The sequence below is a fragment of the Agromyces sp. NPDC057865 genome, assembly GCF_042796995.1.
GTDB lineage: Bacteria > Actinomycetota > Actinomycetes > Actinomycetales > Microbacteriaceae > Agromyces.
Genome location: NZ_JBHVMJ010000002.1, coordinates 199,504 through 226,501, shown reverse-complemented (window position 1 = coordinate 226,501; position 26,998 = coordinate 199,504). Strand labels below are relative to the sequence as shown.

The 26,998-nt window shown below is 70.4% G+C and carries 22 protein-coding genes, 1 tRNA gene and 1 pseudogene; 11 read left to right on the top strand and 13 right to left on the bottom strand.

Annotation, left to right across the window (positions count from 1 at the left end; translation table 11 throughout):
- Nucleotides 1-63: 63 nt before the first annotated feature.
- The gene (locus ACFVN5_RS08695) at nucleotides 64-1,521 is read left to right on the top strand and encodes an SPFH domain-containing protein (RefSeq protein ID WP_376954607.1); all 1,458 of its coding nucleotides are present in this window, start codon (nucleotides 64-66) and stop codon (nucleotides 1,519-1,521) included.
- A gap of 24 nt (nucleotides 1,522-1,545) precedes the next feature.
- Here ACFVN5_RS08695 and ACFVN5_RS08690 read toward each other — a convergent pair whose 3' ends face one another.
- The 5 genes and pseudogenes from ACFVN5_RS08690 to ACFVN5_RS08670 form a co-directional block, all read right to left on the bottom strand.
- On the bottom strand, nucleotides 1,546-4,149 hold the full coding sequence (locus ACFVN5_RS08690) for a DUF4062 domain-containing protein (RefSeq protein ID WP_376954605.1): 2,604 nt from the start codon (nucleotides 4,147-4,149) through the stop codon (nucleotides 1,546-1,548).
- On the bottom strand, nucleotides 4,146-6,815 hold the full coding sequence (locus ACFVN5_RS08685) for a DUF4062 domain-containing protein (protein WP_376954603.1): 2,670 nt from the start codon (nucleotides 6,813-6,815) through the stop codon (nucleotides 4,146-4,148). The genes ACFVN5_RS08690 and ACFVN5_RS08685 overlap by 4 nt, the downstream gene beginning before the upstream one ends.
- 262 nt (nucleotides 6,816-7,077) lie before the next feature.
- Nucleotides 7,078-7,476, bottom strand: a complete 399-nt coding sequence (locus tag ACFVN5_RS08680; RefSeq protein WP_376954602.1) for an MmcQ/YjbR family DNA-binding protein — start codon at nucleotides 7,474-7,476, stop codon at nucleotides 7,078-7,080.
- Nucleotides 7,477-7,513: 37 nt separating this feature from the next.
- The gene (locus ACFVN5_RS08675) at nucleotides 7,514-7,750 is read right to left on the bottom strand and encodes a hypothetical protein (protein ID WP_376955651.1); all 237 of its coding nucleotides are present in this window, start codon (nucleotides 7,748-7,750) and stop codon (nucleotides 7,514-7,516) included.
- Between the two features lie 256 nt (nucleotides 7,751-8,006).
- Nucleotides 8,007-8,414 (bottom strand): annotated as a pseudogene (locus ACFVN5_RS08670) (alpha/beta fold hydrolase); the annotation flags it as partial.
- A 108-nt stretch (nucleotides 8,415-8,522) separates the two neighbouring features.
- Between ACFVN5_RS08670 and dinB the strand changes: the two are divergent.
- The 5 genes from dinB (at nucleotide 8,523) to ACFVN5_RS08645 (ending at nucleotide 13,973) form a co-directional block, all read left to right on the top strand.
- Nucleotides 8,523-9,719, top strand: coding sequence for a DNA polymerase IV (gene dinB / locus ACFVN5_RS08665; protein WP_376954601.1), 1,197 nt, complete (start codon nucleotides 8,523-8,525; stop codon nucleotides 9,717-9,719).
- 379 nt (nucleotides 9,720-10,098) lie between these two features.
- Nucleotides 10,099-11,283, top strand: a complete 1,185-nt coding sequence (locus tag ACFVN5_RS08660) for a flavohemoglobin expression-modulating QEGLA motif protein (RefSeq protein WP_376954600.1) — start codon at nucleotides 10,099-10,101, stop codon at nucleotides 11,281-11,283.
- Complete coding sequence (locus ACFVN5_RS08655; protein WP_376954599.1) at nucleotides 11,280-12,278, top strand: glutathione synthase; 999 nt, start codon at nucleotides 11,280-11,282, stop codon at nucleotides 12,276-12,278. The genes ACFVN5_RS08660 and ACFVN5_RS08655 overlap by 4 nt, the downstream gene beginning before the upstream one ends.
- 186 nt (nucleotides 12,279-12,464) lie before the next feature.
- The gene (locus ACFVN5_RS08650; protein WP_376954598.1) at nucleotides 12,465-13,328 is read left to right on the top strand and encodes a helix-turn-helix domain-containing protein; all 864 of its coding nucleotides are present in this window, start codon (nucleotides 12,465-12,467) and stop codon (nucleotides 13,326-13,328) included.
- Between the two features lie 63 nt (nucleotides 13,329-13,391).
- Nucleotides 13,392-13,973, top strand: coding sequence for a dihydrofolate reductase family protein (locus tag ACFVN5_RS08645; RefSeq protein ID WP_376954597.1), 582 nt, complete (start codon nucleotides 13,392-13,394; stop codon nucleotides 13,971-13,973).
- 61 nt (nucleotides 13,974-14,034) lie between these two features.
- On the opposite strand, the gene ACFVN5_RS08640 is transcribed toward ACFVN5_RS08645, so the two are convergent.
- On the bottom strand, nucleotides 14,035-14,949 hold the full coding sequence (locus ACFVN5_RS08640; protein WP_376954596.1) for a helix-turn-helix transcriptional regulator: 915 nt from the start codon (nucleotides 14,947-14,949) through the stop codon (nucleotides 14,035-14,037).
- Nucleotides 14,950-15,049: 100 nt separating this feature from the next.
- On the opposite strand from ACFVN5_RS08640, the gene ACFVN5_RS08635 reads away from it, so the two are divergent.
- Entirely contained in the window at nucleotides 15,050-15,463 is a 414-nt protein-coding gene (locus ACFVN5_RS08635) for a cyclophilin-like fold protein (RefSeq protein ID WP_376954595.1), read from the top strand.
- Between the two features lie 31 nt (nucleotides 15,464-15,494).
- On the opposite strand, the gene ACFVN5_RS08630 is transcribed toward ACFVN5_RS08635, so the two are convergent.
- Nucleotides 15,495-15,854, bottom strand: a complete 360-nt coding sequence (locus ACFVN5_RS08630) for an MmcQ/YjbR family DNA-binding protein (RefSeq protein WP_376954593.1) — start codon at nucleotides 15,852-15,854, stop codon at nucleotides 15,495-15,497.
- 74 nt (nucleotides 15,855-15,928) lie between these two features.
- On the bottom strand, nucleotides 15,929-16,630 hold the full coding sequence (locus ACFVN5_RS08625) for a hypothetical protein (protein ID WP_376954591.1): 702 nt from the start codon (nucleotides 16,628-16,630) through the stop codon (nucleotides 15,929-15,931).
- Between the two features lie 251 nt (nucleotides 16,631-16,881).
- Between ACFVN5_RS08625 and ACFVN5_RS08620 the strand changes: the two genes are divergently transcribed.
- Complete coding sequence (locus ACFVN5_RS08620; protein ID WP_376954589.1) at nucleotides 16,882-18,321, top strand: aldehyde dehydrogenase family protein; 1,440 nt, start codon at nucleotides 16,882-16,884, stop codon at nucleotides 18,319-18,321.
- 104 nt (nucleotides 18,322-18,425) lie between these two features.
- Nucleotides 18,426-19,013 carry a TetR/AcrR family transcriptional regulator gene (locus tag ACFVN5_RS08615; protein ID WP_376954587.1) on the top strand — a complete coding sequence of 196 codons (588 nt, stop codon included), beginning with the start codon at nucleotides 18,426-18,428 and terminating at the stop codon, nucleotides 19,011-19,013.
- Between the two features lie 59 nt (nucleotides 19,014-19,072).
- Here the strand turns inward: ACFVN5_RS08615 and ACFVN5_RS08610 are convergent, their stop codons facing one another.
- A complete protein-coding gene (locus ACFVN5_RS08610; protein WP_376954585.1) occupies nucleotides 19,073-21,163 on the bottom strand; it encodes a primary-amine oxidase in 2,091 nt (696 codons plus the stop codon).
- A gap of 68 nt (nucleotides 21,164-21,231) precedes the next feature.
- Here ACFVN5_RS08610 and ACFVN5_RS08605 point away from each other — a divergent pair, with 68 nt between their 5' ends.
- Nucleotides 21,232-21,807 carry a hypothetical protein gene (locus ACFVN5_RS08605; RefSeq protein ID WP_376954583.1) on the top strand — a complete coding sequence of 192 codons (576 nt, stop codon included), beginning with the start codon at nucleotides 21,232-21,234 and terminating at the stop codon, nucleotides 21,805-21,807.
- On the opposite strand, the gene ACFVN5_RS08600 is transcribed toward ACFVN5_RS08605, so the two are convergent.
- Entirely contained in the window at nucleotides 21,804-23,342 is a 1,539-nt protein-coding gene (locus tag ACFVN5_RS08600) for an APC family permease (protein ID WP_376954581.1), read from the bottom strand. The genes ACFVN5_RS08605 and ACFVN5_RS08600 overlap by 4 nt on opposite strands.
- Before the next feature lie 211 nt (nucleotides 23,343-23,553).
- On the opposite strand from ACFVN5_RS08600, the gene ACFVN5_RS08595 reads away from it, so the two are divergent.
- Complete coding sequence (locus tag ACFVN5_RS08595; RefSeq protein ID WP_376954579.1) at nucleotides 23,554-24,513, top strand: helix-turn-helix domain-containing protein; 960 nt, start codon at nucleotides 23,554-23,556, stop codon at nucleotides 24,511-24,513.
- Nucleotides 24,514-24,558: 45 nt separating this feature from the next.
- On the opposite strand, the gene ACFVN5_RS08590 is transcribed toward ACFVN5_RS08595, so the two are convergent.
- From ACFVN5_RS08590 to ACFVN5_RS08580, 3 genes are all read right to left on the bottom strand, one after another.
- Nucleotides 24,559-24,632: transfer RNA gene (locus tag ACFVN5_RS08590), tRNA-Ile, on the bottom strand.
- A 10-nt stretch (nucleotides 24,633-24,642) separates the two neighbouring features.
- Entirely contained in the window at nucleotides 24,643-25,899 is a 1,257-nt protein-coding gene (locus tag ACFVN5_RS08585; protein WP_376954578.1) for a glycosyltransferase, read from the bottom strand.
- A gap of 167 nt (nucleotides 25,900-26,066) precedes the next feature.
- Nucleotides 26,067-26,984 (bottom strand): DMT family transporter, encoded by a 918-nt coding sequence (locus ACFVN5_RS08580; RefSeq protein ID WP_376954577.1) that lies wholly within the window; start codon nucleotides 26,982-26,984, stop codon nucleotides 26,067-26,069.
- Nucleotides 26,985-26,998 lie beyond the last annotated feature (14 nt).

The window sequence follows — 26,998 nt, the reverse complement described above, 5'->3', positions numbered from 1 at the left end:
GCAGGACCCAGACCCCCTCGAGTTCCACCCCCGTCATCCTCCGGAACCCTGAAAGGACCGCCCGTGCTCGACCCCTTCCTGGTGCAGGTGATCTCGATCGTCGCGATCGCGATCGCGCTCATCGCCCTGCTCACCTTCATCGCCCGTCGCATCCGGCGCGTCCCGCCGAACGAGGCCCTCGTGATCGTCGGTCGCGGCGCCGGACGCCCCGCGCCCGGCGAGGCGCCCATCGGACAGCGGGTCATCATCGGCGGCCGCACGTTCGTGTGGCCGATCCTCCAGCAGGGCTTCGCGATCTCGCTCGAGCAGCGCCAGATCGGGATCACCGTCGAGGGCGTCGACAAGAACCGCATCAAGATCGCGATCAAGGCCTCGATCAACTTCAAGGTCAGCGGCAACGAGGACGGGGTGCGGCGGGCCGCCCAGCGCTTCCTGTCGCAGCAGGACCTCCTCACCGAGATCATCAAGGAGTCCCTCGAGGGATCGTTGCGCTCGATCGTCGGCGACATGACCATCGAGCAGATCATCTCCGACCGCAAGAGCCTCTCCGACCGGGTCGTTGCCGAGACGAAGGCCGACCTCGTCGAGCAGGGCCTCCAGGTCGACCTGCTGAACATCTCGGACATCTCGACGCCCGGCAGCGACTACCTGGGCAACCTCGGTCGCGCCGAGGCCGCCCGTGCCCGCCAGGTCGCCGAGATCAGCGAGACGGATGCCGCGCGCGCCGCCGAGTTCGCGCGCATCGAGGCGGCGGAGCAGATCGCCGAGCGCCAGAAGGCCCTCAGCCTGAAGCAGGCGATCATCAAGGCCGAGACCGACAAGGCGAACGCGGAGGCCGAGGCTGCCGGACAGCTCGCGAAGGCGGAGCAGGACAAGCTGGTCGCCGTGCAGGAGCGCGACGCGCTCGCCGAGCAGGCGCTCGTGACCCAGGAACGCCTCGACATCGACATCCGCAAGCCCGCCGAGGCGGCGGCCTATGCCGAGGTGCAGCGCGCCACCGCGCAGCGCGACGCCGCGAACGCCGCAACCGAGGCCGACGCCTACAAGCGCACGAAGATCGCCGAGGCGAACAAGGTCGCGGCGGTGCAGGACGCCGAGGCCTCGGCCACGGCCGTCCGCGTGTCGGGCGAGGCCGAGCGCGACCGCCAGGTGGCCCTCGCCGCCGGCATCCGCGCCGAGGGCGAGGCTCGCGCCGCCGCGATCCAGGCCGAGGGCATCGCGGATGCCGCCGCGACCGACGCGAAGGCGATCGCCCTGAAGAAGTACGGCGAGGCGGCCCTCGCGCAGGAGATCATCTCCCGCCTGCCCGAGATCGTACGCGCCGCCGCGGAGCCGATCGGCAACATCGACACGCTCACCGTCGTCTCGACCGACGGCGCGAGCGCGATCACGAAGACCGTCGGCCAGGTGCTCGGGGAGGGCACCGAGGTCGTCAAGTCGCTCACCGGGCTCGACGTCGGCGCGATCCTCGCCGGTCTGGCAGGCGGTCAACTCGTGAAGGCCGACCTCGCGAAGGACTGACGCGATCGGGCGGGCCGGCCGGACTCATCGATCCGCGCCGGTTCGCCCGTCCAGGGCCAGGTCGAGCGCCGCGCCCCGGGAGAGGGCACGTCCTTCGGCCCGCGCGGCCTCGAACGACTCGGCCCACTCCGAGGCGAGGATCCGCTGCACGAACGGCGCATGCGTCATCCGCGCCCGCTGGTCGGCCATGCCCGTGCGGGTGCGCGAGGCCTCGGCCGCCCCCAGCAGCACCCCGCTGCGCGCGACGTCCCCGCTCGACGCGGCGCATGCCGCCAGCCCCTCGAGCGCGTAGCCGTTGCCGTCCTCGAAGCCGAGCTGCAATGAGAGCTCCAGCCCTCGCGTGAAGAGCTCTGGGCGCGCCTCGCCCAGGCCGAGCCGTCCCCAGCCCGCGTTCGTGAGCGCGATCGACTCCACGAAGCGGTCGCCGAACCCGACGGCCTCCGCGATCACGGTCTCCGCGACCTCGAGCGAGCCGCGGGCATTCCCGCGATAGAGCTGGATCGTGCCGAGGCTGGACCTGAAGAAGGCGTTGAACGTGGGATCCAGCTCCGGTCCGACGAGCTCGACCGCTCGTCGTTGCAAGGCCTCCGCGCGGTCCAGCTCGGGCGGCCACCGATAGGTGCACGCGATGCTCAGCACCGTCAGCGAGCAGCCCTCCCCGAACGCGTCGCCGAGGTCGTGGAACAGCTCGACGCTCTCCTCGATCGGGGCGAGGTCGATCTCGGCCGTCGGTTGCAGCAGCGAGACCCAGGCCGAGATCGCATTCGCGATCGCACGGGTGCGGGGGGCGAGCGGTGGGCCGGCACGGAGCACGTCTCCCATCCAGGCCTTCGCTTCGGGAAGCAGGTTCCGGATCCACCAGTACAGCAGCAGGCGCCACACCGCATCGACCACGGCCTCCGTCTCGCCGAGGTCGATGAGATGGCGATACCCCGATCGGATGTTGTCACGCTCCGCCTCGAGCCGGTCGAGCGCCGCGAGCTGCGTGGCTCCCCGCAGCTTCGGCTCGATCTCGGCGGCGAGGCGGACGTAGTGGTCGGCATGCGCACGTCGGGTTGCCGTGGCATCCGGGTCGCGCTCGAGCCTCGCGGTCGCGATCTCGCGCACCGGGACGAGCATCGAGAAGAACGGGACACCGGCGTCGTCGTGCTGCCGGAGGAGGCTGCCGTCGACGAGCTCCGCGATCGCGTCGAACGCCGCCTCGGCCAGCGGCGTGCCGTCGACGACCGCCTCGACCGCGTCGAGGCTGAAGTCGCCCGTGAACACGCCGAGGCGAGTGAACAGCGCCTGCGCTTCGGCGGTCTGCAGGTCGATGCTCCACTCCACCGTGGCCCGGATGGTCTGCTGGCGCTCGGGCACATCCCGGGCGCCCGTGGCGAGGACCGGGAGGACGCGATCGAGGCGCGACACCAACGCCTCGGGAGTGAGGACGCGGATGCGGGTCGCCGCGAGCTCGATCGCCAGCGGCACGCCGTCGAGCGCTCGGCAGATGCGGGCCACGGCCTCGGCGTTCCGCTCGGTGAGGTCGAATCGGGGATCCGCCGCTCGCGCGCGGTCCCGGAACAGGCGGACCGCCGGAGACGACAGGATCTCCTGCAGCGGGGTGCCGTCGGCTCCGACCGGCAGTGCCAGCGGGTCGACGTCGTACACCTGCTCGTCCCGCAGCCGGAGCCGCGCCCGACTCGTCACGAGCACCGTCGCATCGGGCAGGCCCGCCAGGAGCGTCGCGACCACCGGCGCGGATGCGACCACCTGCTCGAAGTTGTCGAGCACGATCAGGTCCCGCCGGCCGGCACGCGCGGCGACGATCCGGTCGAGCATGGGCTGCTCCCCCACGTCTCGGACCCCGAACGCCCGGGCGATCGCGGGCACCACGTCGCGGTCCTCCTGGACGTGCTCCAGTGCGACGAACGTCACCCGGTCGAATCGGTCGCTCGCGCGGCGGGCGACCTCGAGCGCCAGGCGCGTCTTGCCGATGCCTCCTGCGCCGACCAGCGTGACGAGCCTCGGACCGTCGTCGACACCGATCCAGCCGAGCAGCGTCGCGACATCGGCGTCGCGTCCCAGCACGTCGGTCGCCGGCAGCGGCAGCCTTTCCGCTGCGACGTCATGGGATTCGGCATCGGCTCCGTGCGACCCACGTGAGGCGTCGAACCGCTCGGCGAGGAGTGTCGAGAGATCGGCCTCGATGAGCCGTGCGAGATGGTCGGCATCGGTGAACGGCAGGTATGACGCGGCGTCGTCGTCCCGGATCCGCTGCACGAGCGCGGCGAGGCGTTCCTCGCGCGCAGCGGGCTGCTTGAGGTAGATCAGCTTCGGCATGTCGGGTGGCGCGAGGCGGTACTCGTCCTCGAGCCCCGAGATGTCCTCGCCCGGGGCGATCCAGCCGTACTGCTGCCAGTACACGCCGACGAACACGTCGCTCTGCGCGAGGTAGGAACGGTAGAGCTCGCGGGGCGGATGCGGGCGCGCACCGAGCTCGAACATGACCGGGGCGAGATGCAGGCGCTCGATCGCACGCCGCGCGGCCGCCCGCTCTGGCTCGAGCTCGCGGAGCGTCGAGCTCACGAAGATCCGCAGCAGCCGGTCGGGCGTGCGGATCGACGGACCGTCGATGCCATCGCTCACGTCGACGTCACCTGATTCGTGCGCTCGAGCGCCATGGCCAGCGCGTCGGGTCGCGGCATCCGGCGACCCGCCTCGCGCGCCGCCTCGAAGTCGGCCGCCCGGTCGCTCGCGAGGATCGCGTCCACGACGGGTTGGTACGAGCGGTACTCGCGCTGGTCCATCAGCCCGGTCCGCGAACGCAGGCTCTCCGCGGCACCGAGCAGCGTTCCGGCCCGCTCGAGGTCGCCGGTCGTGCCCGCCGTGGCGGCGAGCCCTTCGAAGGCGAAGGCGATCCCACCGACATTGTCGAGACCCGTCGCGATCTCGAGCGCGCGCAGGAACGCATCGGGACGGGGGTCGCCGAGGGCCAGGCGAGCCCAGCCCACCTGCGTCACGGCGATGCTCTCGACGAAGAGGTCGCCCGCCTCCACGGCGACGTCGCGCGACTGCTCGAAGACCTCGAGGGCCGCGGTCGGATCGCCGCTGTGGAACAGCACTCGCCCCAGCCCCGTGAGCAGCACGGCGAGGAACGTCGGGTTCGCCTGCACCGCGGGAAGGTCCAGCGCCTCCTGCTGGCCCTCCAGCGCACGACGGAGCTGCGGCGGCGAGACCGACATGCAGCAGAGCGAGAGGATGGCCAGAGCGAGGGCCTCGGAGAATTCGTCGCCCTCGGCGCGGAACAGCTCCACGCTCTCGGCCGCGGGTTCGGTCGTCACCGACGGATCCCGCTGCCAGACGGAGACCCACGAGGAGTAGGCGAGGGCGATCGCCCGCGCCCGCCGCGACAGCGGCACGTGTGCGTCGAGCACCTCCTCCATCCACGCCCGCGCCTCGGGCATGAGGCTGCGGATCCACCAGTAGAGGAAGGTCTGCCACACGGCCTCGGCCACCGCGTCGCCCTCGCCGAGGGCGATGAGGTGCCGGTACGCGGCCCGCAGGTTGTCGCGCTCAGCTTCGAGACGGGCGACGGCGGCAGGCTGGGTCGGCCCCCGGAGGAGCGGTTCCGCCGCGAGGGACAGCTCCACGTAGAAGTCGGCATGCGCGCGGTACACGGCGGCGACATCCGCTCCCCCGGCGAATCGTGCGGCCGCGAGCTCCCGCACGGGAACGAGCATGGAGAAGAACGGGACGCCGGCCTCGTCGTGCTGGCGGACGAGGCTGCCGTCGACGAGCTCGAGGAGCGTACCCAACAGGTCGGTCGCCCACGGCGCTCCAGCGGTGACCGCTTCGGCGGCGTCGAGGCTGAAGTCGCCCGAGAACACGCCGAGGCAGGTGAACATGGATCTCGCATCGGGGCTCAGCAGGTCGATGCTCCACTCGACCGTCGCGCGGATCGTGCGCTGACGCTCCGGGACGTCCCGGTCGCCGGTCGTGAGCAGCGGGAGCACGCGATCGAGTCGCGCCAGCATCGCGGCCGGGGTCAGGATGCGGATGCGCGCCGCGGCGAGCTCGAGCGCGAGCGGCACGCCCTCGAGCGCCTGGCAGATGCTCGCGACATCCGCCGCGTTCTCCGCGGTCAGTTCGAACCTGGGGTCCGCCGCCTCGGCACGATCCCGGAACATTCGCACGGCCGGGGCTTCGAGCAGCTGCTCGACCGACGGCGGGGCGTTCGCGTCCGGCAGCACGAGCGGTTCGACGTCGAAGACGTGTTCGCCGCGCACCCGCAACCGCGCACGGCTCGTCACGAGGAAGGTCGCGCCGGGGAGGGCGTTCAGCAGGGCGAGGACGTCCATGGCGGCGGGGAGCACCTGCTCGAAGTTGTCGAGCACGATGAGGTCGACCCTGCCGGTGCGCGCCGACCCGATCTGCTGGACGAGGGGGCGATCCCGCGTGTCGCGCACCCCGAGATCGCGGGCGATCGCCGGCAGCACGTCACCGGATTCGGCCACCTCGGCGAGGCGGACGAACGTCACGCGGTCGAACCGGTCCTGGGCGAGACGTGCGACCTCGACGGCGAGACGCGTCTTGCCGATCCCGCCGGGACCGACGAGGGTGACGAGTCGCTTCGCGTCCGTGCCCAGCCACTCCAGGAGGGTCGCGATCGCGGTCTCCCGGCCGACGGCGTCGGTGGACGTGACGGGGATGCGGCCACCCACGGCGGGCACGTCGACGGCCGCGCCCGACCCGGCATCCGGACTCGGAGCCGGCTCCGAACGCGACGCGTCGAACCGCTCGGCGAGCAGGCTCGCGAGGTCGGACTCCACGAGGCTCGCGAGCTCGTCGGCGGTCTCGAACGACATGTACGAGGTGCCGTCGTCGTCCCGGATCCGCTCGAGGAGCGCGGCGAGGCGAGGCTCCCGCTCGGCTGACCGCTTGACATAGATGAGCTTCGGCATGTCGCGCGGCGCGAGGCAGTACTCGTCCTCGAGGCCGGAGATCGCTTCGCCCGGGGCGATCCAGCCGTACTGCTGCCAGTACACGCCGACGAAGACGTCGCTCTGCGCGAGGTAGGCGCGATAGAGGTCGCGAGGCGGGTGCGCTCGGGCGCCGAGCTCGAACATCACCGGCGCGAGACGGAGCCGCTCGATCGCACGCCGCGCGGCCGCCCGCTCGGGCTCGAGCTCGCGGAGCGTGGAGCTCACGAAGACCCGCAGCAGCTGGTCGGGCGTGCGGATCCCCCGCTCATCGGTGGGGCTGTTCACGACGATTCCGCCGACGATGACCACGCGCACCAGGACCGGCGCCACATGAGGCCCATTCTCGTGCGCCCGGCGTGGCGCGTCCAGTGCGCCCGGGCGTGCCGGACGCTCGCGCCGGCTGCATGGAGCGACTCGGCGGGACGGACGGCATCCGAATCCCGCGCACGGCGGCTACGGACCCAATGTCGACGCGAGACGCCCGAGCGCCGCCCCCGCGGCCTGGAGCGCTGCCGTGATGTCGGCGTTCCAGCTGCGCTCAGGGCCCGTGAAGAGCGGGCCGGCGAAATACACCCTCACATCGCCGAGTATGTCATCGGGGGTGCGCTTCGGCGTCGTCGAATTCGCGCCGCAGGTACCTCGGAGCCTGGATGCGCCACGCCTCGGTCACGAGCTCGGCGAGATGGTCGTCGTCGATGCCGGCCATGCGGAACGCGACCTTGGGCTCGCCCCACCTCGTCGTCGTGCGCAGGAACACGTCGGGTGCCATCTCGACGAGTGCGAGCGCGTCGATGGGATCGGCGACCTTGACGCCGACGACGAGCTCGGCCGCGATGATCGCGCGCATGTCGTCGGGGATGCTCGGCCAAGGATGGCACTCCCACGCGTAGAGCTTGCCGCGCACGAACCACGCCGCGCCGCCGGTGGTCGCGCGTTCCTCGCTGCCGGGCAGCCCGACGGCGGCGCGGCGCAGGTCGTCGAGGGTGGCCACGGTCCGAGGCTATCCCGCACGTCCGACATCGATCACGTCAGCCGTCGTCGCGGAGCCAGCCCACGACGTGCGCCGGCGCCGTGTCGGCGGCCTCGAGCCCGAATGCGAGGTGCGAGCCGTCCATCCAGTGGAGCTCGGCGCCGGCGATGTGCTCGTGGGCGTACTCGGCGCTCGCGGGCGGAACCGTCTTGTCCGAGCGCCCGTGCACGATCAGCGTCGGACACGTGATCCGTTCCAGGGGCGCCGGAGTGAACACGGTGAAGTCGTTCTTCATCCCCGGGCGTCGCCGTGCCGAGCCGAGGGACGCGCAGCGTCGCCTCCAGCGACGCCGTGCTGCCGGGCTCCGCAGCGAGCCGCGCGGCCCGATCCGCCGCGACCGCCTTGGTGTCGCTGCCGGCGACGCGGAACAGTGTGGTGAGCGTCCGCTTCGTCGCGTGCGTGAGGAACCAGAGCTGCGCCCTGGCGACGGCATCCGTCGCCAGGAGCTGCGTTGCCGCCCTCGGAATCGGGCCGGGAATGCAGACCCCGTCGACCTGGACGAGCCGGCTCACACGATGCGGGTGCCGAGCTGCGAGCTCGTATGCCGCAGGCCCGCCGCCCGAGACGGCGAACACGATGATGCGGTCGATCTCGAGCGTGTCGAGCAGCGCGGCCATCGCATCGCCCTGCTCCGCGAAGGTCGGTCCCGTCGACAGCGGCGTCCCCAGGTATCCGGGGCGGCTCGGCGCGATGATCCGGTACCCGTTCACGCGCAGGAACTCGGCCGACACGAGCCCCTGGTCCCATCCCCCGAGGGTGCCGTGGAGCACGAGTACCGGCTCGCCACGCCCGCGTTCGGCGACCTCGACCGGCCCCACGGGCGTGGCGACGGTTCGCGGGGTCTCCGCGAGGCATGCGCGGTAATCCTCCACCGAGGGCGACCTCCGCTCGATGGCCATGGTCCACTCTGGCATCGGGACGCGCGCGTCGGCCACTCGCGGCGCACGAGGCGGCCCGTGTCCTCGGTGCGTGCGACGATCCGCAGTAGGTGACGGCAGGAGGACGGGATGCGGGGCGAGGCCACCGTGCTGCATGCGGATCTCGACGCGTTCTACGCCTCGGTCGAGCAGCGTGACGCGCCCGAGCTCCGCGGCCGGCCGGTCATCGTCGGCGGCGGTGTCGTGCTGGCGGCGAGTTACGAGGCGAAGGCCCGTGGCGTGCGCACCGCGATGGGCGGCCGGCAGGCGCGCGACCTGTGCCCCGACGCCGTCGTCGTCGCTCCACGGATGGAGGCATACTCGGAGGCCAGCAAGGCCGTGTTCGCGATCTTCCGCGATACGACGCCCCTCGTGGAGGGGCTCTCGATCGACGAGGCGTTCCTGGAGGTCGGGGGGCTCCGTCGCATCGCGGGCACGCCCGAGCAGATCGCGGTGCGCCTGCGTGAGCGGGTTCGTGCCGAGGTCGGGTTGCCCATCTCGGTCGGGATCGCACGGACCAAGTTCCTCGCGAAGGTCGCCAGCGCGGTCAGCAAGCCCGACGGGCTGCTCGTGGTCGAGCCCGAACGGGAACAGGAGTTCCTGCTCCCGCTGCCGGTCGAACGGTTGTGGGGCGTCGGTGCCGTGACCGCCGAGAAGCTGCACCGGCTCGGCATCCGCACGGTCGGGCAACTGGCCGAGCTCGAGGCCGCGGCCGCCGAACGGCTGCTGGGCAAGGCCACCGGCGCGCATCTGCACGCGCTGGCCCGGCTTCGGGATCCGCGTCCGGTGGACAGCACGCACCGCCGCGGCTCGATCGGCTCGCAACGCGCGCTCGGCACCCGCCCGCGCTCGCCCGAGGAGCTGGACGTCATCCTCACCCAGATCATGGATCGGCTCGCCCGCCGCCTCCGCGACAAGGACCGGGTGTGCCGAACGGTCGTGCTGCGGCTCCGCTACGGCGACTTCGCGAAGGCCACTCGGTCGCGGACCCTGCGTTCCGCGACCGACCGCACGTCGGTGCTGCTCGCGATCGCACAGGGGTTGCTCGCCGGCGCCCAGCCGCTGATCGCCGAGCGCGGCATCACCCTGATCGGCGTCTCGCTGTCGCAACTGGCGCGCGCCGACAGCGTCCAGCCCGAGCTGCCGTTCGACTGGGACGACGGAATGCGCCTCGACACGGTGCTCGACGCGGTCCGCGATCGCTTCGGCGCGGCATCGGTCTCGCGAGCCGCGCAACTCGGTCGCGACCCGGGTTGGTCGACGCCGCTGCTGCCCGAACACGAGTGAACGCTGGGAACGAGCACCCCAGGGGGAGCACCCCCGGCGGGTGCTCCCCCGTAGCGCCGACCAGTCGTGACGACGGGCGCGACGAACCGGATGTGACGGCTTCCCGAGCCGGGAGCTCGTCCTGGACCGCTCCCAGCTCGGAGTCACGCCGGTGGCGGCACCCAGGCTGGAAATCACGGCGGCTCGGTTGGCTCGGTGTGTAAGCCCGGCGTGATCCACCGCAATCGAGTCGACTCGCGTCGCGACACCGTCGAAGCATGCTCGTCCGCACACACCACGGAGGCCCGATTCGCAAGGGGTTTCTGCCGTCCAGCTCGAGAAGTACGGTGTGACCACCGGAGAGGGGACTCGGATGACTGGCAACGACGATGAACGGCCCGTGACGTCATCACCGACCGGGCAGCTGGCGCCCGCACTCGAGATCGACGCCCGGCTCACCGAGATCGAGCGCCGCGTGAACCTGCTCGTCAACGTCACGCCACTCAACGCGGCGGAGGCGTGGACGGACTTCGAACGCAGTGACTTCGGCGCCGCCCCCACGCTGCGGCTGCGTCCGTTGGACTTCGATCCGGACCTGGCACAGCGTGACCTGTACGACCTCCAGGTCGAGAACGTGGACGACCCGGCGCTGCACACGCTCTTCCGGGCGAAGCGAGACGAGATCGCCCGGCAGATCACCGCGCTGGAGGACCGCGACACGTCACGGTTCCTCTACGGGTCGCTCCAGCTCTACGGAACGGTGGCCCCTCCGCTGGCCGCGGCGGCGGAGGAGCTGCTCGAGACCATCCCCCCGCAGGCGCCCAGCACCCAGACCGTCACGGCCGGGGCCTTCGCCGACGCGGCCCGTGCGGAGTTCGAGCGCTACCGCGCCGTGTACCCGGACTTCCCGGTCAACGTGGAGGTACGGGACGACATCTCCGAGCTGATGGTGTCGTTCGGCCACCTGCTCATACCGGAGTCCGCCGCCTTCCGGGCCGACCGGGTCGAGCCGTTGCTGCACCACGAGGTCGGCACCCACGTGGTCACGTACCAGAACGGTGCCCGGCAGCCACTGACCCTGCTGACCATCGGCCTGCCCGGCTACGACGAGACCCAGGAGGGCCTCGCCGTGCTCGCCGAGTACCTGACCGGCGGCTTGGACCCACGGCGGCTGCGCGTGCTCGCGGCGCGAGTGGTCGCGGTCGGCAAGATGCTCGACGGCGCCGGTTTCCAGGACATCTTCGAGTCGCTGCGGGGCGACCACCGAATGCCCGCACGGACCGCATGGTCCATCGCCATCCGGGTCGTCGTCGGGGGCGGGTTCGTGAAGGACGCGATCTACCTGCGCGGGATCACGCGCATCCTCGACGCCCTCGCAGAGGGCAGCCGCCTCGACGTCCTGCTCGTCGGCAAGCTCGCGTTGGACCACATCCCCCTGGTGCAGGACCTGCTCGACCGCGAGGTGCTCCATGCGCCGTGGGTTCGGCCACGCTGGCTGGACGTGCCCGGTGCACCAGAGCGCCTGGACAGGCTCCGCGCGGGCGCGACGGTCACCGACCTCTACGAGGGGAGCGCAGCGGCATGAGGCTCGCATTCCTCGTCAACGACGTCGACACCGAGATCGACGAGTACACGACCACCCGGCTCGCCAGGGCCGCGGCCAGGGGCGGGCACGAGACCTGGTACGTCGGCGTCGGGGACCTCGAGTTCGGCAGCAGCGACGGGCTGTTCGCGGCGCGTGCCCGCGCCGCGAGGTGGAAGAGCGAGGACACCCTCGCGAGCTTCATGGAAGGGATCAAGTCCCGTGACGCCGAGCGGATCGTCATGGATGACCTGGATGCGCTCGTCCTGCGCAACGAGTCGATCGACGACCTGCAGGAGCGCCCGTGGGCCAGCCCGATGGGCGTGGTCTTCGGACAGATGCTCGCGGACCGAGGCGTGACGGTGGTCAACGACCCGAACACGCTCCATCGAGCGACCAGCAAGCTCTACTTGGAGGAGTTCCCCGAGACGATCCGACCACGGTCGCTGGTGACACGGGATCCGGCGGCGATCGAGCGATTCGTCGACGAAGTCGGCCACTGCGTCGTCAAACCGCTGTACGGGGCCAAGGGCCGCAACGTCTTCATGATCGAGGGCCCGGAGGAGACCAACCTCGCGCAGATGACGGAGGCGGTCCTGCAGGACGGCTACGCCATCATCCAGGAGTTCATCGACGGAGCCGAGGACGGCGACGCCCGGATCTTCCTGCTGGACGGCCGCATCCTCGAGCGCGACGGCAGGCCGGCCGCCTTCCGACGCGTGCCCAGCGGCAACGACCCCCGCGCCAACATCAGCACCGGAGGTCGGTCGGTGCCCCTCGAGGTCGGTGAGGCAGAGCTCGGCATCGTCGAGGCGATGGGCGACAAGCTGGTCGCCGATGGCATGTTCCTCGTGGGCATCGACGTGATCGGCAGCCAGGTGGTGGAGATCAATGCGGAGAGCCCCGGCGGGTTCCAGAGCGTCGAGCGGCTCTACGACATCGACATCGCCGAGACCGTCATCGAAGCCCTGGAGCGCCGCGCGGGCCCGGGGTCCTGAGCCGTTCCGCCGATCAGCACACTGAAGAGCACGACGGTGAGTGCGTTCCGGGTCACGGTGGCGAGTATGCCACGACCGGATGTCGCAGACGGTACACGCCGCGGCGGCCGACGTGGCCATCAGACGTGCGGTCCGTACCACCGCATGGAAGGTGGGCACGGCATCGGTTGAAACGCGTGATGCCAGGTGGGCGTCGGCGATGATGTCATCGTGGAGTATGTGTCGAGGGTGCCCGGTCCGCCGCTGGACGGGCTGATCGACGACCTCTACTCCTTGGAGGGCGCCCCGCCGTACTCCCGGTTGTTGCTTCCGGCGGCGCCCGCGCCGTTGCTCATCGTCAACCTCGGGTCGCCGTTCCTCATCCGGGCAGGGACCGACGTGGAGGCCGTGGAGTATGTCGACGGCTGCGCGGTCACCACGCCCACGCGTGCATGGGAGTTCGGCTACCCGACCCCGACCCGGTCCGTCGGCGTGCACTTCAAGCCGTGGGGGCTTGCACCGTTCCTTCCGATGCCCGCGGCCGAGTTGTGCGACCGACCTGCGACCGTGGAGCAGATCTGGGGAAAGTCCGCTGTCACCGAGTTGCACGACCGACTGGCCTCCGCTGACGCACCGCACGAAATGCTGATGCTGCTCGAAGAGGAACTGGTCCGACGGATGCGCGCGATCGACGGCCTGGACATCGTCCGCCACGTGAGCACCGCCATCGCGGAGACCGGCGGAGCGGTGCCGATCAGCGACCTCGGCGTGACAGCCCGCGCCAGCAGCACGTACGTCGCGAAGCGGTTCAAGGAGATCATCGGCGTCACGCCGAAGCGGCTGGCGCGCAGCTACCGATTCACCTTCACCGTGTTGGCGCTCGATGTGGCCGCACCGATCGACTGGAGCGACGTCGCCGCCCGCGCGGGCTACTTCGACCAGGCCCACTTCGTCCACGAGTTCCGGGAATTCACCGGGCTCACGCCGACCCGGTATGTCGAAGTCCGGCAACGCTTCCTACGCGAACATCCCGACCACGCGCTGGATGGCTGGCCGCTGCCGGCCGATTGATTTCTTACAAGAGCGACCACTCACGACACACGAGACTTGCGACGGCAGACAGAGGAGGAACCCATGGGGAACGTGGTCATGAATGCGTCGGTCTCGGTGGACGGCTTCATCGCGGACGAGAACGACGATCCCGGTCCACTGTTCGAATGGTTGGTCAGCGGTGACGTGGCGTTGGACGACAGCGGCGTGCTGAACGTGTCGCAAGCGTCCTACGACCACATCCGGCCGTACTGGGACCAGATCGCGGTGACGATCGCGGGCCGCCACGTCTTCGACATCACGGACGGCTGGGACGGGACGCCTCCGAGCGGGGTCGACCACGTCGTCGTCGTGACGCACCGGCCGGCGCCCGAGGGCTGGGACCGCAACGCCTCGTTCCACTTCGTCGACGGCATCGAGGCGGCGGTGACCAAGGCGAAGGAACTGGCGGGTGACCGCACTGTCGAGATCGCTGCCGGCGACGTCGGCGGCCAGATGCTCGCCGCAGGGCTGGTCGACGAGGTGCGCATGGACGTCGCACCCGTCGTGCTCGGCTCCGGCAAGCGCTACTTCGGCTCGGTCGACGCGCAGCACCTGCTGGAGGACCCAGACATCGTTGTGCAGGGCAACCGGGTGCTCCACCTGCGCTTTCGAGTGCGCCATTGACCCATCCGATACAGATCACCTTCCGAGGGATGAGCCGCTGTTCCCTCGGGCAGTGTGCCGGTCACGCCTCGGGGTGACGCACCTCCGAATCCGGTTGCGGGACCGTTTCAACTGAATCGCCATTCGACGAGGCCCATGTTCCGAGCAGGAGGAGAGCATCCTGGTCCTGGGATCCGGGCTTCGCGCTCAGCACGGTGAGTTGCACCGCTGGCTGCCCGACGAGATCGAGCCCGTCGTAGTGCAACGTGAGGTCGCCGACCACGTGATGATGGACGCGCTTGACGCCGGTCTCGTGGTGCCAGACGTCGTGACGACCCCACAGCGCGCGGAAGTGATCGCTCCGCGTCGACAGTTCACCGACGAGGTCATGGAGTCGCTTGTCGTGCGGGTCCCGGCCGGCTTCAGTGCGGAGTTGGGCGACATTCGTCCGCGCTGCGGCGTCCCAGTCCGGGTAGAACCGGCGCGCGACCGGCTCCAGGAAGATGAACCTCGCGAAGTTCGGTGGCGAGGTCGTCGCGGTCGTGATCATCTCATGCATCAGTGCGCCACCGAGCGCGTTCCATGCGAGCAGGTCGGTGCGCCCATTGCCGATCAGGGCGGCTGCGGACGTCATCGAGTCGAGGACCCACTGGATGCTCTCCGACGGTCGCCAGGCGAGCGGAGGCGTGCGACTCGTGCGGCGTCCCACTCCGACACCGTCGGCCTGGCGGGCGAGGCGATAGAGGTGCTCGCGTTCGGCGTCATCCATGAGCAGGGACTTGGCGAGTCCGTCCAGCACGGCGTCGGATGCTCCGGCGAGTCCGCCGCGCTCCAGGCGCGCGTAGTACTCCACGCTGACGCCGGCAAGCGCGGCGGCCTCGCCACGCCGGAGCCCGGGTACCCGTCGGTCGCCGCCGGGAGCGAGGCCGACCTGCTCGGGTTCGACTCGCGCGCGACGCGACATCAGGAACTCGCGTACCTCCGAACGGTGATCCACGTTCCAAGGCTAGGCGGGCGCTTCCGGCGGTGGGATGCCCTGCGAGGACACCTCAGGCCCGGGACTCCCGCGCGCATTCAACAGACCGGATCCTCAGGTCATGACCTTCCGAATGCTCGCACCGATCGTTGCCGCTCTCCTGCTCGCGGGCGCGCCGGCGTGTTCGGCCATTCCTGACCGGCCTGCGCCGGCCGTCGCCGTCTTGGACATCCCGGCGACTCAGCTCGAGGAGCGCCTTCCGGTCGATCTCGAGCTCGACGACCGGATGGGCACTGCACAGGTGGCCCAGCTCGCCGCTGCGCTCGACGCCGCCGGAGCCGTTCCAGTCGACGGCTACCGCGCGGGCGACGTGGCGTACTCGGCCGCCGAGCAGAGCCTGATCGTCTTCCTCGTCGATGGCACCGCCGAGCCGTCGGATGGCCTGGTCGACGTCGGGCGAGTCACGTCGGGAATGGACAGCCTTGCGAGCTGCGCTCGCGCGTGCACACTTCGCCTCTCGTCTCCTCGCGACTGAAGATCGACGTCGGATGCGGACCCCGCCGGGCTCATCCTGGGCCGTGGGGATTCGCAAGATCGTAGGCGCGGGAGACCTTCTGGGGGACGACCATGCGCCAGGCGTCGACCACGAACTCGCGCGCCTCGCTCGGCTCCAGCGCCGCGAGGTCGGCGTGAACCCAGTTGAAGCGCATGTCGGCCGCGGTCGGCATCTGGAACTTGTGCGGCTGGCCCCCGACGAGTGCTGCCCGCTCTTCCCGCGGAAACGCGAAGCCCATCACCGTCTCGTCGAGGGAGAACGCGACGTAGACCAGCTGTCCGACGCGGAACTTCAACCTGCCGCGCACATACACCTCGTACGACCGCTCGAGCTCGGTGCCCAGACGACGTACGTCTTCGAGTCGCGCCATTCGTGAACCCTACTTCCCCGGAACCCACTCGGCGACGAACCCCTCGCGGAGTGGACGAACGTCGATCAGCGACGTCACGAGCGACCGGTATCCGCCCAGTCGTTCTCCAACTCGACGCCGTTTCCGTCGAGCGCCGACTCGAACGTGATGAACACGTCGACGAGTGCATCCCGGTCGGTGAAGTACCGCGCGTAGTAGGCCTCGAGCTCGGGGGCGAACCCGCCGTCGAGCTCGACCTGGGATCCGAGGTAGGCGAACAGCTCGTTTGCACGGCTCTCGGACCGGTCCCCGACCGACGCCGCGATCTGTCCGTGCACGACGTCGTCGGCGGGCACCCGCACGATCTCCGCCTCGACGAGCGCATCGACCTCATCGCGCTCGGCGGGATCCAGCCGGGCATACACGGCGTGCAGCAGCTCGTGCGCGGCCGTCGTCACCATCATCGGCCGCAGTCGCGCATCGTCGGGCTTGAAGATCGAGATGACGTCGTACCCGCTGTAGCACCCGACCGTCGTGCCGCCGTCGGACTCATCGGGCTCGGATGCGCGCTGGTCGCAGGCCTGAGACACCTCGTCCTCGTCGCGGAATCGTGGTCGGGCATCGAAGAAGATCTCACGTCCCTCAGCCGTGAGGAACGCCTCATCGGCGAGAGCCGCGATCTCGTCGTCGGGTCGGTCGAAGATGAGCCCCCCGGGAGTGGTGAGCTCGACCATGACCAGGAGTCCGCCGAAGGTCAGCACACTGACGAGCACGACGGTGAGTGCGTTCCGGGTCACGGTGGCGAGTATGCCACGACCGGATGTCGCAGACGGCATGGGAGGCCATCCGGCGGGGCGGACGGGACGTGAACCCGTGACCGAGGGATCTACCCGGCCCCGACCCGCCGTCTCCGCAGAGGCCGGGACGCACCGTCGAGGCGGATGTCGTGCGAGCCCTGCGCGGTGGGTCAACCGCGGCGCGCACTGCGACAAGCCGCCGCGCACCGGCGTCCATAGCGTGGATGGTCACGACTCGATGTGGAGGAGACATGACCATCGACACCCCGATCCGCGTTCTCGAGGCACCGTACGCCGACCTCCTGGACGCGATCACGCCCGACGTGGGCGAGCTGCGCGACATCCTCGACCCGGCGACCGGCGAAGTGATCGGCCGGGCGCCCGTGCAGGGCGTCGACGACCTCGACCGCGCCGTCGCCACGGCGAAGGCGGCGCAGCCCGCGTGGGCCGCGCTCGGGCACGAGCGCCGCAGCGAACTGCTCCTGGCAGCGGCCGAGGCGATCGACGCCAACGCCGAGGCGCTCGCCCAGCTGCTGTCGCGCGAGCAGGGCAAGCCGCTCAACGGCCCGAACGCGCGATTCGAGGTGGGCGGGGCATCCGGGTGGATGCGCGCCGCGGCCGCGACGCCACTCGAGGCCGAGGTGGTGTTCGACGACGGGCAGACCCACGCTCAGCTGACCTACCGCCCGATCGGCGTCGTCGGCGCGATCGGTCCGTGGAACTGGCCGCAGATGATCACCGTGTGGCAGATCGCCCCCGCGCTGCGCATGGGCAACACCGTCGTCGTCAAGCCGTCGGAGTACACGCCGCTCAGCGTGCTGGCGCTCGTGCACGTCGTGAACTCCGTGCTGCCCGAGGGCGTGCTGCACGTCGTCAGCGGCGGACGCGACGTCGGCGCGGCGCTCTCGACGCACCCCGAGGTCGGCAAGGTCATGTTCACGGGCTCGACCGCGACGGGCAAGTCGATCATCCGCAGCTCGGCCGACACGGTCAAGCGCCTCACGCTCGAGCTCGGCGGCAACGACGCCGGCATCGTGCTGCCCGACGTCGACCCGACGGCGATCGCCGAGGGCCTGTTCTGGGGCGCGTTCATCAACACGGGGCAGACCTGCGCCGCCCTCAAGCGCCTCTACGTGCACGAGGACGTCTACGACGCCGTGTGCGACGCGCTCGTCGACGTCGCCCGCACGATGCCCATGGGCGTCGGCCTCGAGGAGCGGAACGTGCTCGGCCCGCTGCAGAACCGGCAGCAGTTCGACATCGTCGACCGCCTCGTCGAGGCGGCGAAGGCGTCGGGCGCGCGAGTGCTCCTCGGCGGCGAACCCGACCGCGACCAGCCGGGCAACTTCTACCCGACGACGCTGATCGCCGATATCCACGAGGGCACCCCCCTGGTGGACGAGGAGCAGTTCGGCCCCGCGCTGCCGATCATCCGCTACCGCGACCTGGACGAGGTGATCGAGAAGGCCAACGGCCTGGACGTCGGGCTCGGCGCCTCGGTCTGGTCGTCCGACCGCGAGAAGGCCCGCGCCGTCGCCGCCCGCATCGACGCCGGCACGGTGTGGATCAACTCGCACGGTGTCGTGCACCCGATGGTGCCGTTCGGCGGCGCCAAGCAGTCCGGGTACGGGCTCGAGTTCGGCGTCGAGGGGCTGAAGGCCCTCGGCGTGCCGCAGGTGATCAACGGCTGACCCGCCACCACGACGGCGGCCGCACGGGGACCCTCCCGTGCGGCCGCCGCCGTCGTCGTTCCCCGTATCGTGGAGAGCGACCGCACCGACACCCGGGAGACGCCATGCCGAAGATCGTCGACCACGATGAGCGACGTCTCTCGATCGTGCACGCCACCTGGCGGCTCATCGCCGCCAAGGGGTTCCGCGCCACGACCATGCGCGAGATCGCCAAGGCGTCGGGCGTCGCCAATGGCGGCCTGTTCCCGTACTTCCGGAACAAGGAGGAGTTGATCGGCGCGACGTTCGAGCACGTCTTCGAGGCGACGAACGAGCGCTTCGCCGCCGTCCGCGCCGACCTCGAGGGCCTCCCGGCCCTGCGCGCGCTGATGCTCCAGATCTTCCCGCTCGACGAGGAGCGGCTGCTCGAGGCGCGCATCGTGATCCCGTTCTGGGAGTACGCCGCCAACGAGCCCGAGCTGCTGGAGCTCCACGAGCGCACCATGCAGCAGTGGCGCGGCGAGATCTCGGACCACCTCGAGACGGCCAATCGGCTGGGCCAGATCCGCGACGACGTTGAGGTCGCGAGGGTCACGGATCTCTTCATGGCGCTGCTCGACGGCGTCCAGGTCGTCGCCGTCGTGTCGCCGGGCACCTCGTCGCCCGACCGGCTCACCGGCCTCCTCGACGGCTACCTCGACCTGCTGCGGTGACGAGACGGCGAGGGGCGGATGGCGCCGCTCGCGCCATCCGCCCCTCGTGTCGTGCCCGCTCAGTGCGCGTGCGATGAACCGCCGCGGGTCGGTCCGTACCCGTGGTGGTCGTGTCCGTGGTCGTGCTGCCCGCCCTCGTGCTGCGCGTGCCCCGCGGCATCCGCGTGGCAGGCCATGCCGATCGTCTCGGAGCTCGGCACGTTCAACGTGGGGTTGCGGTCGAAGAACCCGTAGGGCTTGAGGGTGAACTTCGCGTAGTCGACGGGCATGACCGGCCAGTCCTCCACGCGCGGGAAGTGCGTGGGACCGAAGGTGTGCCAGACGATGATGTCCTCGCCGTCGATCGAGCGGTCGGCCGCCGCATAGCGGGGCAGGCCGTCGCCGCCCGGATTCTGGTTCACGAGGTCGCCCGCGGGGTAGCGCTCGTCCCGCGCGTAGCGCGTGACCCACAGGTGGTTGCGCGTGAAGCCGGCGCGCTTGGCGATGACCGACTCGGGGTCGGCCATGAGCGTCGGCAGGCCCTGCGCGAGCAGCTCGTAGGCGACGGGTTGGCCGAGCCGGTTCGTCTTCTCGGTGCTCACGATGTGCCACGCGCGGCCCACGCCGAGGTCGGCGTCGCGCACGCCCTCCGATTCGGTGCGCAGGCGCGTGCGCTTCTTGGTGAACGCGTTGCCGTACTCGTTGCCCTCGCCCATCGGGAGGCGGACGGCATCGACCTCGTCGACCGCGTTCGCGACGCCGTCGACCATCATGTCGAGCCGCGCGCTGAACAGGTGCTGGTGGTAGGGCGCGCCGAGCCCGGGCGCGACCTGGCTGGCATGGTCCCCGCCCGCGGGATCGTAGGCCGACGTGAACAGCACGCCCGTGAGCTTCGCCTCGCACTCGATCGTGCCGTCGAGGTAGAGATACCAGTAGAACCCGTAGTCGTAATTGCCCACAGTCGTGAAGAAGCTGATCACGAGGCGGCGCTGGCGACGCACCTCGTTCGACCCCGTGTAGATGTCGGTGTGCTTCCAGAGGGTGCCGTAGTCCTCCTCGTGCATGCAGATCGCGTTCGGGATGACGCGGGGGTTGCCGAACTCGTCGGCGAGCGTGGCGTCGAAGTAGCGGATCTCGCCGAGGCAGTCGCAGCCGAGCACGAGCGAGTTGGCGTACCGGCCGAAGACGTACTCCCCCGTGTCGAAGTAGTTCTGCCAGAAGCGCGCCGGAGACGGGTCGCCGTACGGCACCACCATCTCGGCGATCGAGGCGCGGTAGACGATGTCGCGCTCGGCGCCGCCCTGGTCGGCGTCCACGAAGCGGATGCGGCGCAGCACGAGGCCCTCGCGAGCGTCGAAGGCGATCGAGAACCGCCAGTTCGCCCACGACACCTCGTCGCCCTCGACGGTGAAGCTCGGCCCCTCGGGCTGCGTGATCGCGATCGGCTTCAGTGTGTCGAGCGGCGCGCCCTGCACCTGGGGGTCGTCGAAGTTGCCGCCCTCGGCCGGGATGTCGTAGACCTTGTGGTCGACCAGCCGGAACATCCGGCCCTCGACCATGTCGACGTACGCGCACAGCCCGTCGACCGGGTGCGCCCAGCAGTGGTCCTGCTCGAACTGCCGCATGAAGGCGAGCACCCGGATGACGCGGCGCCCCCGCTCGTCCTCGAAGCCGTACTGGCCTGCCGAGAGCGGCGCGAGCGCGACCTGGTCGTGCCTGATGCCGCGCTTCGCCAGCGCGGCGTGCCACTCGTCCTCGCGGCCGAGCAGGTCGTAGATCGCCTCGAACTCCACGTCGAGGATCGGCAACTGGCCCGCTGCGCCGTCGATCTCGTCGGCGCGCACGACCTTGCAGGCGGTGAGCGACACGCGCGCGTCGTGGGCGGCGCCGGTGGCCTGGTCGAGCAGCAGGGCGCGGATGACGCGGGGCAGGTCGCGCCCCGCGAGGACGTCGCTCTTGTCGGGCTCGTCGACGCCCATGTAGACGAACCGGGTCGATTCGTGCACGAGGCCCGCCTCGGCGAGGATCTCGCGCGTCGAGACGATCTCGTCGGCGGCGAGGCCGCGCAGCGGATCGCCGGAGATGGTGTGGGCACCGGCGATGTCCGTCGCCGACGCGGCGGAGTTGTCGGCGTGCGAGTGGTGGGCCTGAGCGGCAGACGTCGTCGTCATGCTGGTTCCTTTTTCTCTACGTTTGTTGAGTAATATAGCTCGCAATCACGAGACAGGGAAGTCCGGAGATGAGCGAACTCGCACATGGCGCGATGCTGGTCGGCGCACTGGGCGCCGCGGCCTGCGTCGCGACGGGCCGACGCACGGCGCTCGACGTCGCGGCATCCGCGGCCATGCTCGCCGCCATGACCGACATGGCCTTCACCCGGCTCGTGCCGCCGCTCGCGTGGACGGGGGTGCTCGCCGGCCTCGGCATCGCGCTCGGGGCGCGCCTGCGGCCCGCGCGCGGCATCGCGCGCTCCGCCGGTCGACGCCCGCACGCGCTGCATCGGGCGCTCGCGTTCATCGTCGGCGCGTGGTCGTTCGCGGCCGTCGGTGGCGCCCCCAGCGCGGTCCCCCACCTGGGAGGACACCTGCATGCCGATGCCGCCGGCGGCGGCCTCGCCTTCGCCGCCGCCATGGTGGCGATGACGGCGTTCGGCGGATGGCTCGCGGCCGACGAGCTGCGGAGGTGGACGCCCGAGCGCGGCTCGCGAACCCGGGCCGGGATGCGCGGATCCGCCCGGCACGCGGCGGAGGCGGCGAGCACGACCGTCATGCTCGCCGCCATGGCCGTTCCGGGCGTGCTCGCTGCGCTCGCCTAGATGCCGCGGTGCGGTTCGTGGTCGAACGCCGCGGCCTCGGCCTCCTCGATGCCGTGCCCGATCCTGCGGTACAGCTTCGGGTCGCGCCTGCGCAGCACGAAGGCCCACACCACGCCGAGGATGCCCGGGACGATCAGCAGGGCCGGCAGCACGAAGGTGAGCGCCGAGGGCTCGGACTGGCCGAGCAGCACATCGAAGTTCGCGACGATGAGCACGAACACCGCGAACAGCACGATCGCGGCGATGCCCGGTGCGATGACGGCCGCCCAGGTGCTGACGCCCCGGCGGTCGCGACGGAAGAAACCGATCACCGCGATGGCGATGATGCCCATGAGCAGCACGAGCCCCATCGCGCCGGTGTTGGTCAGCCAGGTGAACATCGTGAGCACGGGGTAGAGGAACTCGACGGGCGCGAAGTCGGCCTTGAGGCCGAGGCCCTCGCCGGCGAAGACGAACGCGAGCGTCACGACGAGCGCGATGACGCTCTGGGCGACCGACCCGGCCCACGGTGCGCGCGAGCCCACGCGGACGGCGCCGAGCCCGCGGTGCAGCACCCCTTCGCGCCCGAGCGAGTAGAAATAGCGGGCGACCGCGTTGTGGAACGACTGGAGGGCCGCGAACAGGCTCGTGAGGAACAGCACCTGCATGATGTCGCTGATGATCATCGGCGCGTGCTCGCCCATGAAGGCGAACATCAGGTCGGGTCCGGCCGTCGCCGAGGCCTCGACGATCTGCGACGGGCCGATGCCGATCGTGAAGGCCCAGGCGCTGAACGCGTAGAACACGCCGATGATGGCGACCGCGGAGTACGTGGCGCGGGCGACCGTGCGCTTCGGGTCCTTGGCCTCCTCGCCGTAGATGGCGGCCGACTCGAATCCCATGAACGCGGCGATGCCGAACGCGAGCACCGCGCCGACGCCGGGCACGAAGAGGCTCGACGGCTGCAGCGCCACGGTGCTGATGCCCTCGGGCGCGACTGCCAGCGAGACGATGTCGAAGACGAGCACGGCGACGAACTCGAGCGCGACGAGCGCGCCGAGCACCTTCGCCGAGAGGTCGACGCGGTTCACGCCGAGAATGCCGACGATGACGATGCAGACGAGGATCCAGAGCCACCACGGCGTGACGATCCCGAGCTTCGCCTCGAGGAACATCGAGGCCTGGAAGCCGAACAGGCCGTAGATGCCGATCTGCATCGCGTTGTACGACACGAGCGCGACCAGCGACGCACCGACGCCGAACGGCCGGCCGAGCCCCTGGGCGATGTACGCGTAGAAGGCGCCGGCGTTGGTCACGTACCGGCTCATCGCCGCGTAGCCGACGGCGAACACGGCGAGTGCGGCGGCCAGCAGGATGAACGAGAGCGGCACGCCGATGACGCCGGTCACGGCGAAGGTCGTGGTCACCCCGCCGGCGACCACGGTGAGCGGCGCGGAGGCCGCGATGATCATGAAGGTGACGGCGGGCACGCCGAGGCGGCGGTGACCGAGGTCACTCGTCGTCGTCGTCGGCGGCATCGTCGGCGCTGAGGTCATGGCAGAGAGCCCTTCGTTGGGTCGGAGCGAAGCCGGGGCAGCCTCGCACGATGCCCGTCATCATCGTCGCGCATCGGCGGCTCCGGTTGTCGGAGCGCGAACGCTGCTTGTCCCGGGATGCACGCTCGCCTCTCGCTTTTTGGCCCTACAGGCGTAGAATAACCGGACCCGTGCCGGACGACGACGTCCGGAGGAAGACCGAGGTCATCCCGTGCCCCACGTCCCCGAGACATCCGCCCACGTCACCGCCGCGTCGCTCGACTTCACCGAGTTCAGCGCGGTCGTGTCGCAGTCGTTCGTGCCGCTGCGCGTGCACTCGGACCGTCCGGAGCCGTTCCGGGGAGACATCCGCACCGCGGCGTCCGACGAGGTCCACCTCTCGGTCGTGACCGCCGACGCCCACGACATCCAGCGCACGCCGGCGCTCGTCGCCCGCAAGGAGCAGCGGTTCTTCAAGCTCGGGCTTCAGCTGTCGGGTACGGGCCTGCTCATCCAGGACGGACGCGAGGCGGTCGTGCGCCCCGGGGACCTGGCCATCTACGACACCAACACGCCCTACACGCTCGTGTTCGAGGAGCGCTTCAGCACAGCCGTCCTCATGGTGCCGCAACGCCTCATCGAGCTGCCCACGGACGCGGTGCGCGGCATGACCGCGACGACGCTCTCCGGCGAGGAGGGCCTCGCGCGCGTGGTCTCGGGCTTCCTCGGCGGCCTCGCGGGCCAGCTCGACCAGTTCGACGGCCCGGTCGGCGCCAGGCTCGCGCGCAATGCGGTCGACCTCGTCACCACGATGTACGCGCAGCAGCTCGACCTCGCCCGCGACGCCGACAAGCCGCACCGCCCGATGCTGCGGCGGGTGCAGGCGTACATCGACGAGCATCTGCCGCTGCCCGACCTGAACCCCTCGACCATCGCGGCGGCGCACTTCATCTCGACGCGCCACCTGCACGCGATCTTCCACGAGGAGGGGCTGACGGTCTCGACCTGGATCCGCACGCGCCGCCTCGACCACTGCCGGCGCGAGCTCGTCGACCCGCTCGCCGCGCGCCGGCCGGTGGGCGAGGTGGCGGCCCGTTGGGGCTTCCCGGATGCCGCGCACTTCAGCCGTGCGTTCCGCGCCGAGTTCGGCGAGCCGCCGTCGGCCATCCGGGCCCGGGCCCTCGCGGGCTGACCCCGCTTCGCAACGAAGAATTCGACCTGATCAGAGACGTTTCGGTAGGGCGGACGGGACTTGAACCCGTGACCGATGGATTATGAGTCCACTGCTCTGACCGGCTGAGCTACCGCCCCTCGCGGCGCGTCACTCGGGAAGGGCGACCGGCGCGACATCGGTGACCGGATCGGTCACCGGCTTCCCACGATACAGGCTCTCGAACGTCGACAGCGTGCGCTGGATGTCGTGCGCCGCGATGAGGCGGATCGACTCCTCCTTGAGCGCGCGGTACTCGTCGGGCGAGGCCTCGAGCACCGTCCGGAGCTTCGCCGCGAGGTCCTCGTGGCTGCCCGGCTCGAAGAGGTAGCCGTTCTCGCCGTCGTGCACGAGGTGCGGCAGCGCCATCGCGTTCGCGGCCACGACCGGCAGCGCCGAGGCCATGGCCTCCATGGTCACGATCGACTGCAGCTCGGCGATCGACGGCATCGCGAGCACGGATGCTCGGTGGTAGGCCTCGCGCAGCTCGTCGTCGGTCACGTAGCCGGTGAACGTCACCCGGTCGGCGATGCCGAGCTCGGAGGCGAGGTGCTGCAGGTTGCGCATCTGGTCGCCGCCGCCGACGATCTCGACCTTGGCGTCGAGGTCGGCGGGCAGGAGCGTGAGCGCCCGCAGGAGCACGTCGATGTGCTTCTCGCCGGTGACGCGGCCCACGAAGAGGATGCGGTTCTCGGTGCGCGGCGCCCAATTGGGCGAGTACTTGTGCGCGTCGATGCCGCAGGAGATGGCGTGCACGTTCTCGAGGCCGGTGTGCTTCTCGAGGAACTGCGCCGCCTTGCGGGTCGGCGTGGTCACGGCCTCCGCGCGGCCGAACGTGCGGCCGGCGGCCTTCCAGGCGAGCCCGACCGCGAATTCCTGCACCGCCTTCGGCAGCAGCGTGAACTCGAGCATGTTCTCGGGCATGAAGTGGTTGGTGCCGATGATGCGGATGCCGCGCTTCTGCGCCTCGACCGAGAGGCCGCGGCCCACCACGATGTGCGACTGGAAGTGCACGACGTCGGGCTTGACCGCGTCGATGACCCGCGCGCTGTTCTGCTTGATGCGCCACGGCAGGGCGAAGCGCAGCCAGTCGTGCGGGTACCAGCGCCAGCTGCGCAGGCGGTGCGCGGTGACCTCCTGGCCCTCGTGCACCTCTTTCCACGTGCCGTGCTTGCGGCTCGCGGCGGGTGCCATGACGTGCACGTCGTGGCCGCGCTCGACGAGGCCGGCGGCGAGGCGCTCGGCGAAGCGGGCGGCGCCGTTGACGTCGGGGGCGAACGTGTCGGCGCCGATCAGGATGGTGAGCGGGCGTTCCGTCTCTGCGCCGTCGGTGCCGGCGGGGGTAGTCGCACCGGGTGTGTCAGACACGTGGTGTTGTTCCTCACAGTTCGTCGGATGGAGGCGATCGGCCTCTGGGATCACGGCGCAGGGGTCAGGCGCGGGGTTTGGATCCGACCATAGTCTACGCATCGCCGCCTGCGCGTTGCCCGGGTCGCATGTCGTGAGCCCGGCTCGGATGCGCGGTCGGGCGGCGTTCAGAGGCGAGTCTGCGGGTGGTTGCGCGCCAGCATGAAGACGCCCCACACGGCGATCGCTCCCGCGACGGCGAACACCAGGTTCGCCCACAGCGGCGCCTGCGACGCCTCGCCGAGCACGACGATGCCGATGACCACGGCGACCATGGGGTCCACCACGGTGAGCCCGGCGATGACGAGGTCGGGTGGTCCGGTCGCGTAGGCGTTCTGCACGAAGTAGGCGCCGAGCGCCGTCGCGAGGAGCAGGCCGATGAGGCACGTGAACGTCAGCCACTCGAACTCGCCCTGCTGGATCCGACCAAGCACGACCTTCGCGAGGGTGGCCACGAAGCCGTAGAGCACGCCGGCCATGATGACGTAGAAGACGGCCCGGATGCGGCGGCGGAACAGCGCGAACGCCACGCCCGCGAGAGCCAGGACCACCGCGAGGATGATGAGGATCGTGATGAGCTGGTCGTCGGTGACCGGCTTGTCGACGGCCGTGAATGCGGCGACGCCGACGAAGAGGAACACACCGCCGACGCACATCACGATGGCGATGATCGACTTGCGGTTCAGCTTCACGTGGTTGATGCGCGAGTTCAGGATGGACGTGATCACCAGGGCGATGGCGCCGAGCGGCTGCACCACGATGATGGGGGCGAAGTAGAGGCTGCCGAGCTGGAACATGATGGCGAGCCCGAGCATGAGCGTCCCGATGACCCACGACGGCCGGGCCAGCAGCAGCGCGAGCTGCTTGCCGTTGAGGCCCTTCCCGAGCGTGTCGACAGTGCGCGCCTCGACCTTGACGACGCCGCGGTGCTGGAACTGCGCCCCGAGCGAGAGGAACACCGCTCCGACCAGCGCGAGCGGGATTCCGATGAACGACGTGGGGTCGAGCGCGATCTGCTCGGAGAGGTCGCTCAGGTCCGGATCCACGGTGACGACCCTAC

Excerpts from the sequence above, each read along its gene's own strand:
- ACFVN5_RS08655 (WP_376954599.1), top strand. The coding sequence starts at position 11,280 with ATGAGGCTCGCATTCCTCGTCAACGACGTCGACACCGAGATCGACGAG.
- ACFVN5_RS08675 (WP_376955651.1), bottom strand. The coding sequence starts at position 7,750 with ATGAAGAACGACTTCACCGTGTTCACTCCGGCGCCCCTGGAACGGATC.
- ACFVN5_RS08615 (WP_376954587.1), top strand. The coding sequence starts at position 18,426 with ATGCCGAAGATCGTCGACCACGATGAGCGACGTCTCTCGATCGTGCAC.
- ACFVN5_RS08630 (WP_376954593.1), bottom strand. The coding sequence starts at position 15,854 with ATGGCGCGACTCGAAGACGTACGTCGTCTGGGCACCGAGCTCGAGCGG.
- ACFVN5_RS08605 (WP_376954583.1), top strand. The coding sequence starts at position 21,232 with ATGAGCGAACTCGCACATGGCGCGATGCTGGTCGGCGCACTGGGCGCC.
- ACFVN5_RS08620 (WP_376954589.1), top strand. The coding sequence starts at position 16,882 with ATGACCATCGACACCCCGATCCGCGTTCTCGAGGCACCGTACGCCGAC.
- ACFVN5_RS08610 (WP_376954585.1), bottom strand. The coding sequence starts at position 21,163 with ATGACGACGACGTCTGCCGCTCAGGCCCACCACTCGCACGCCGACAAC.
- ACFVN5_RS08600 (WP_376954581.1), bottom strand. The coding sequence starts at position 23,342 with ATGACCTCAGCGCCGACGATGCCGCCGACGACGACGACGAGTGACCTC.
- ACFVN5_RS08635 (WP_376954595.1), top strand. The coding sequence starts at position 15,050 with ATGACCTTCCGAATGCTCGCACCGATCGTTGCCGCTCTCCTGCTCGCG.
- dinB (WP_376954601.1), top strand. The coding sequence starts at position 8,523 with ATGCGGGGCGAGGCCACCGTGCTGCATGCGGATCTCGACGCGTTCTAC.
- ACFVN5_RS08645 (WP_376954597.1), top strand. The coding sequence starts at position 13,392 with ATGGGGAACGTGGTCATGAATGCGTCGGTCTCGGTGGACGGCTTCATC.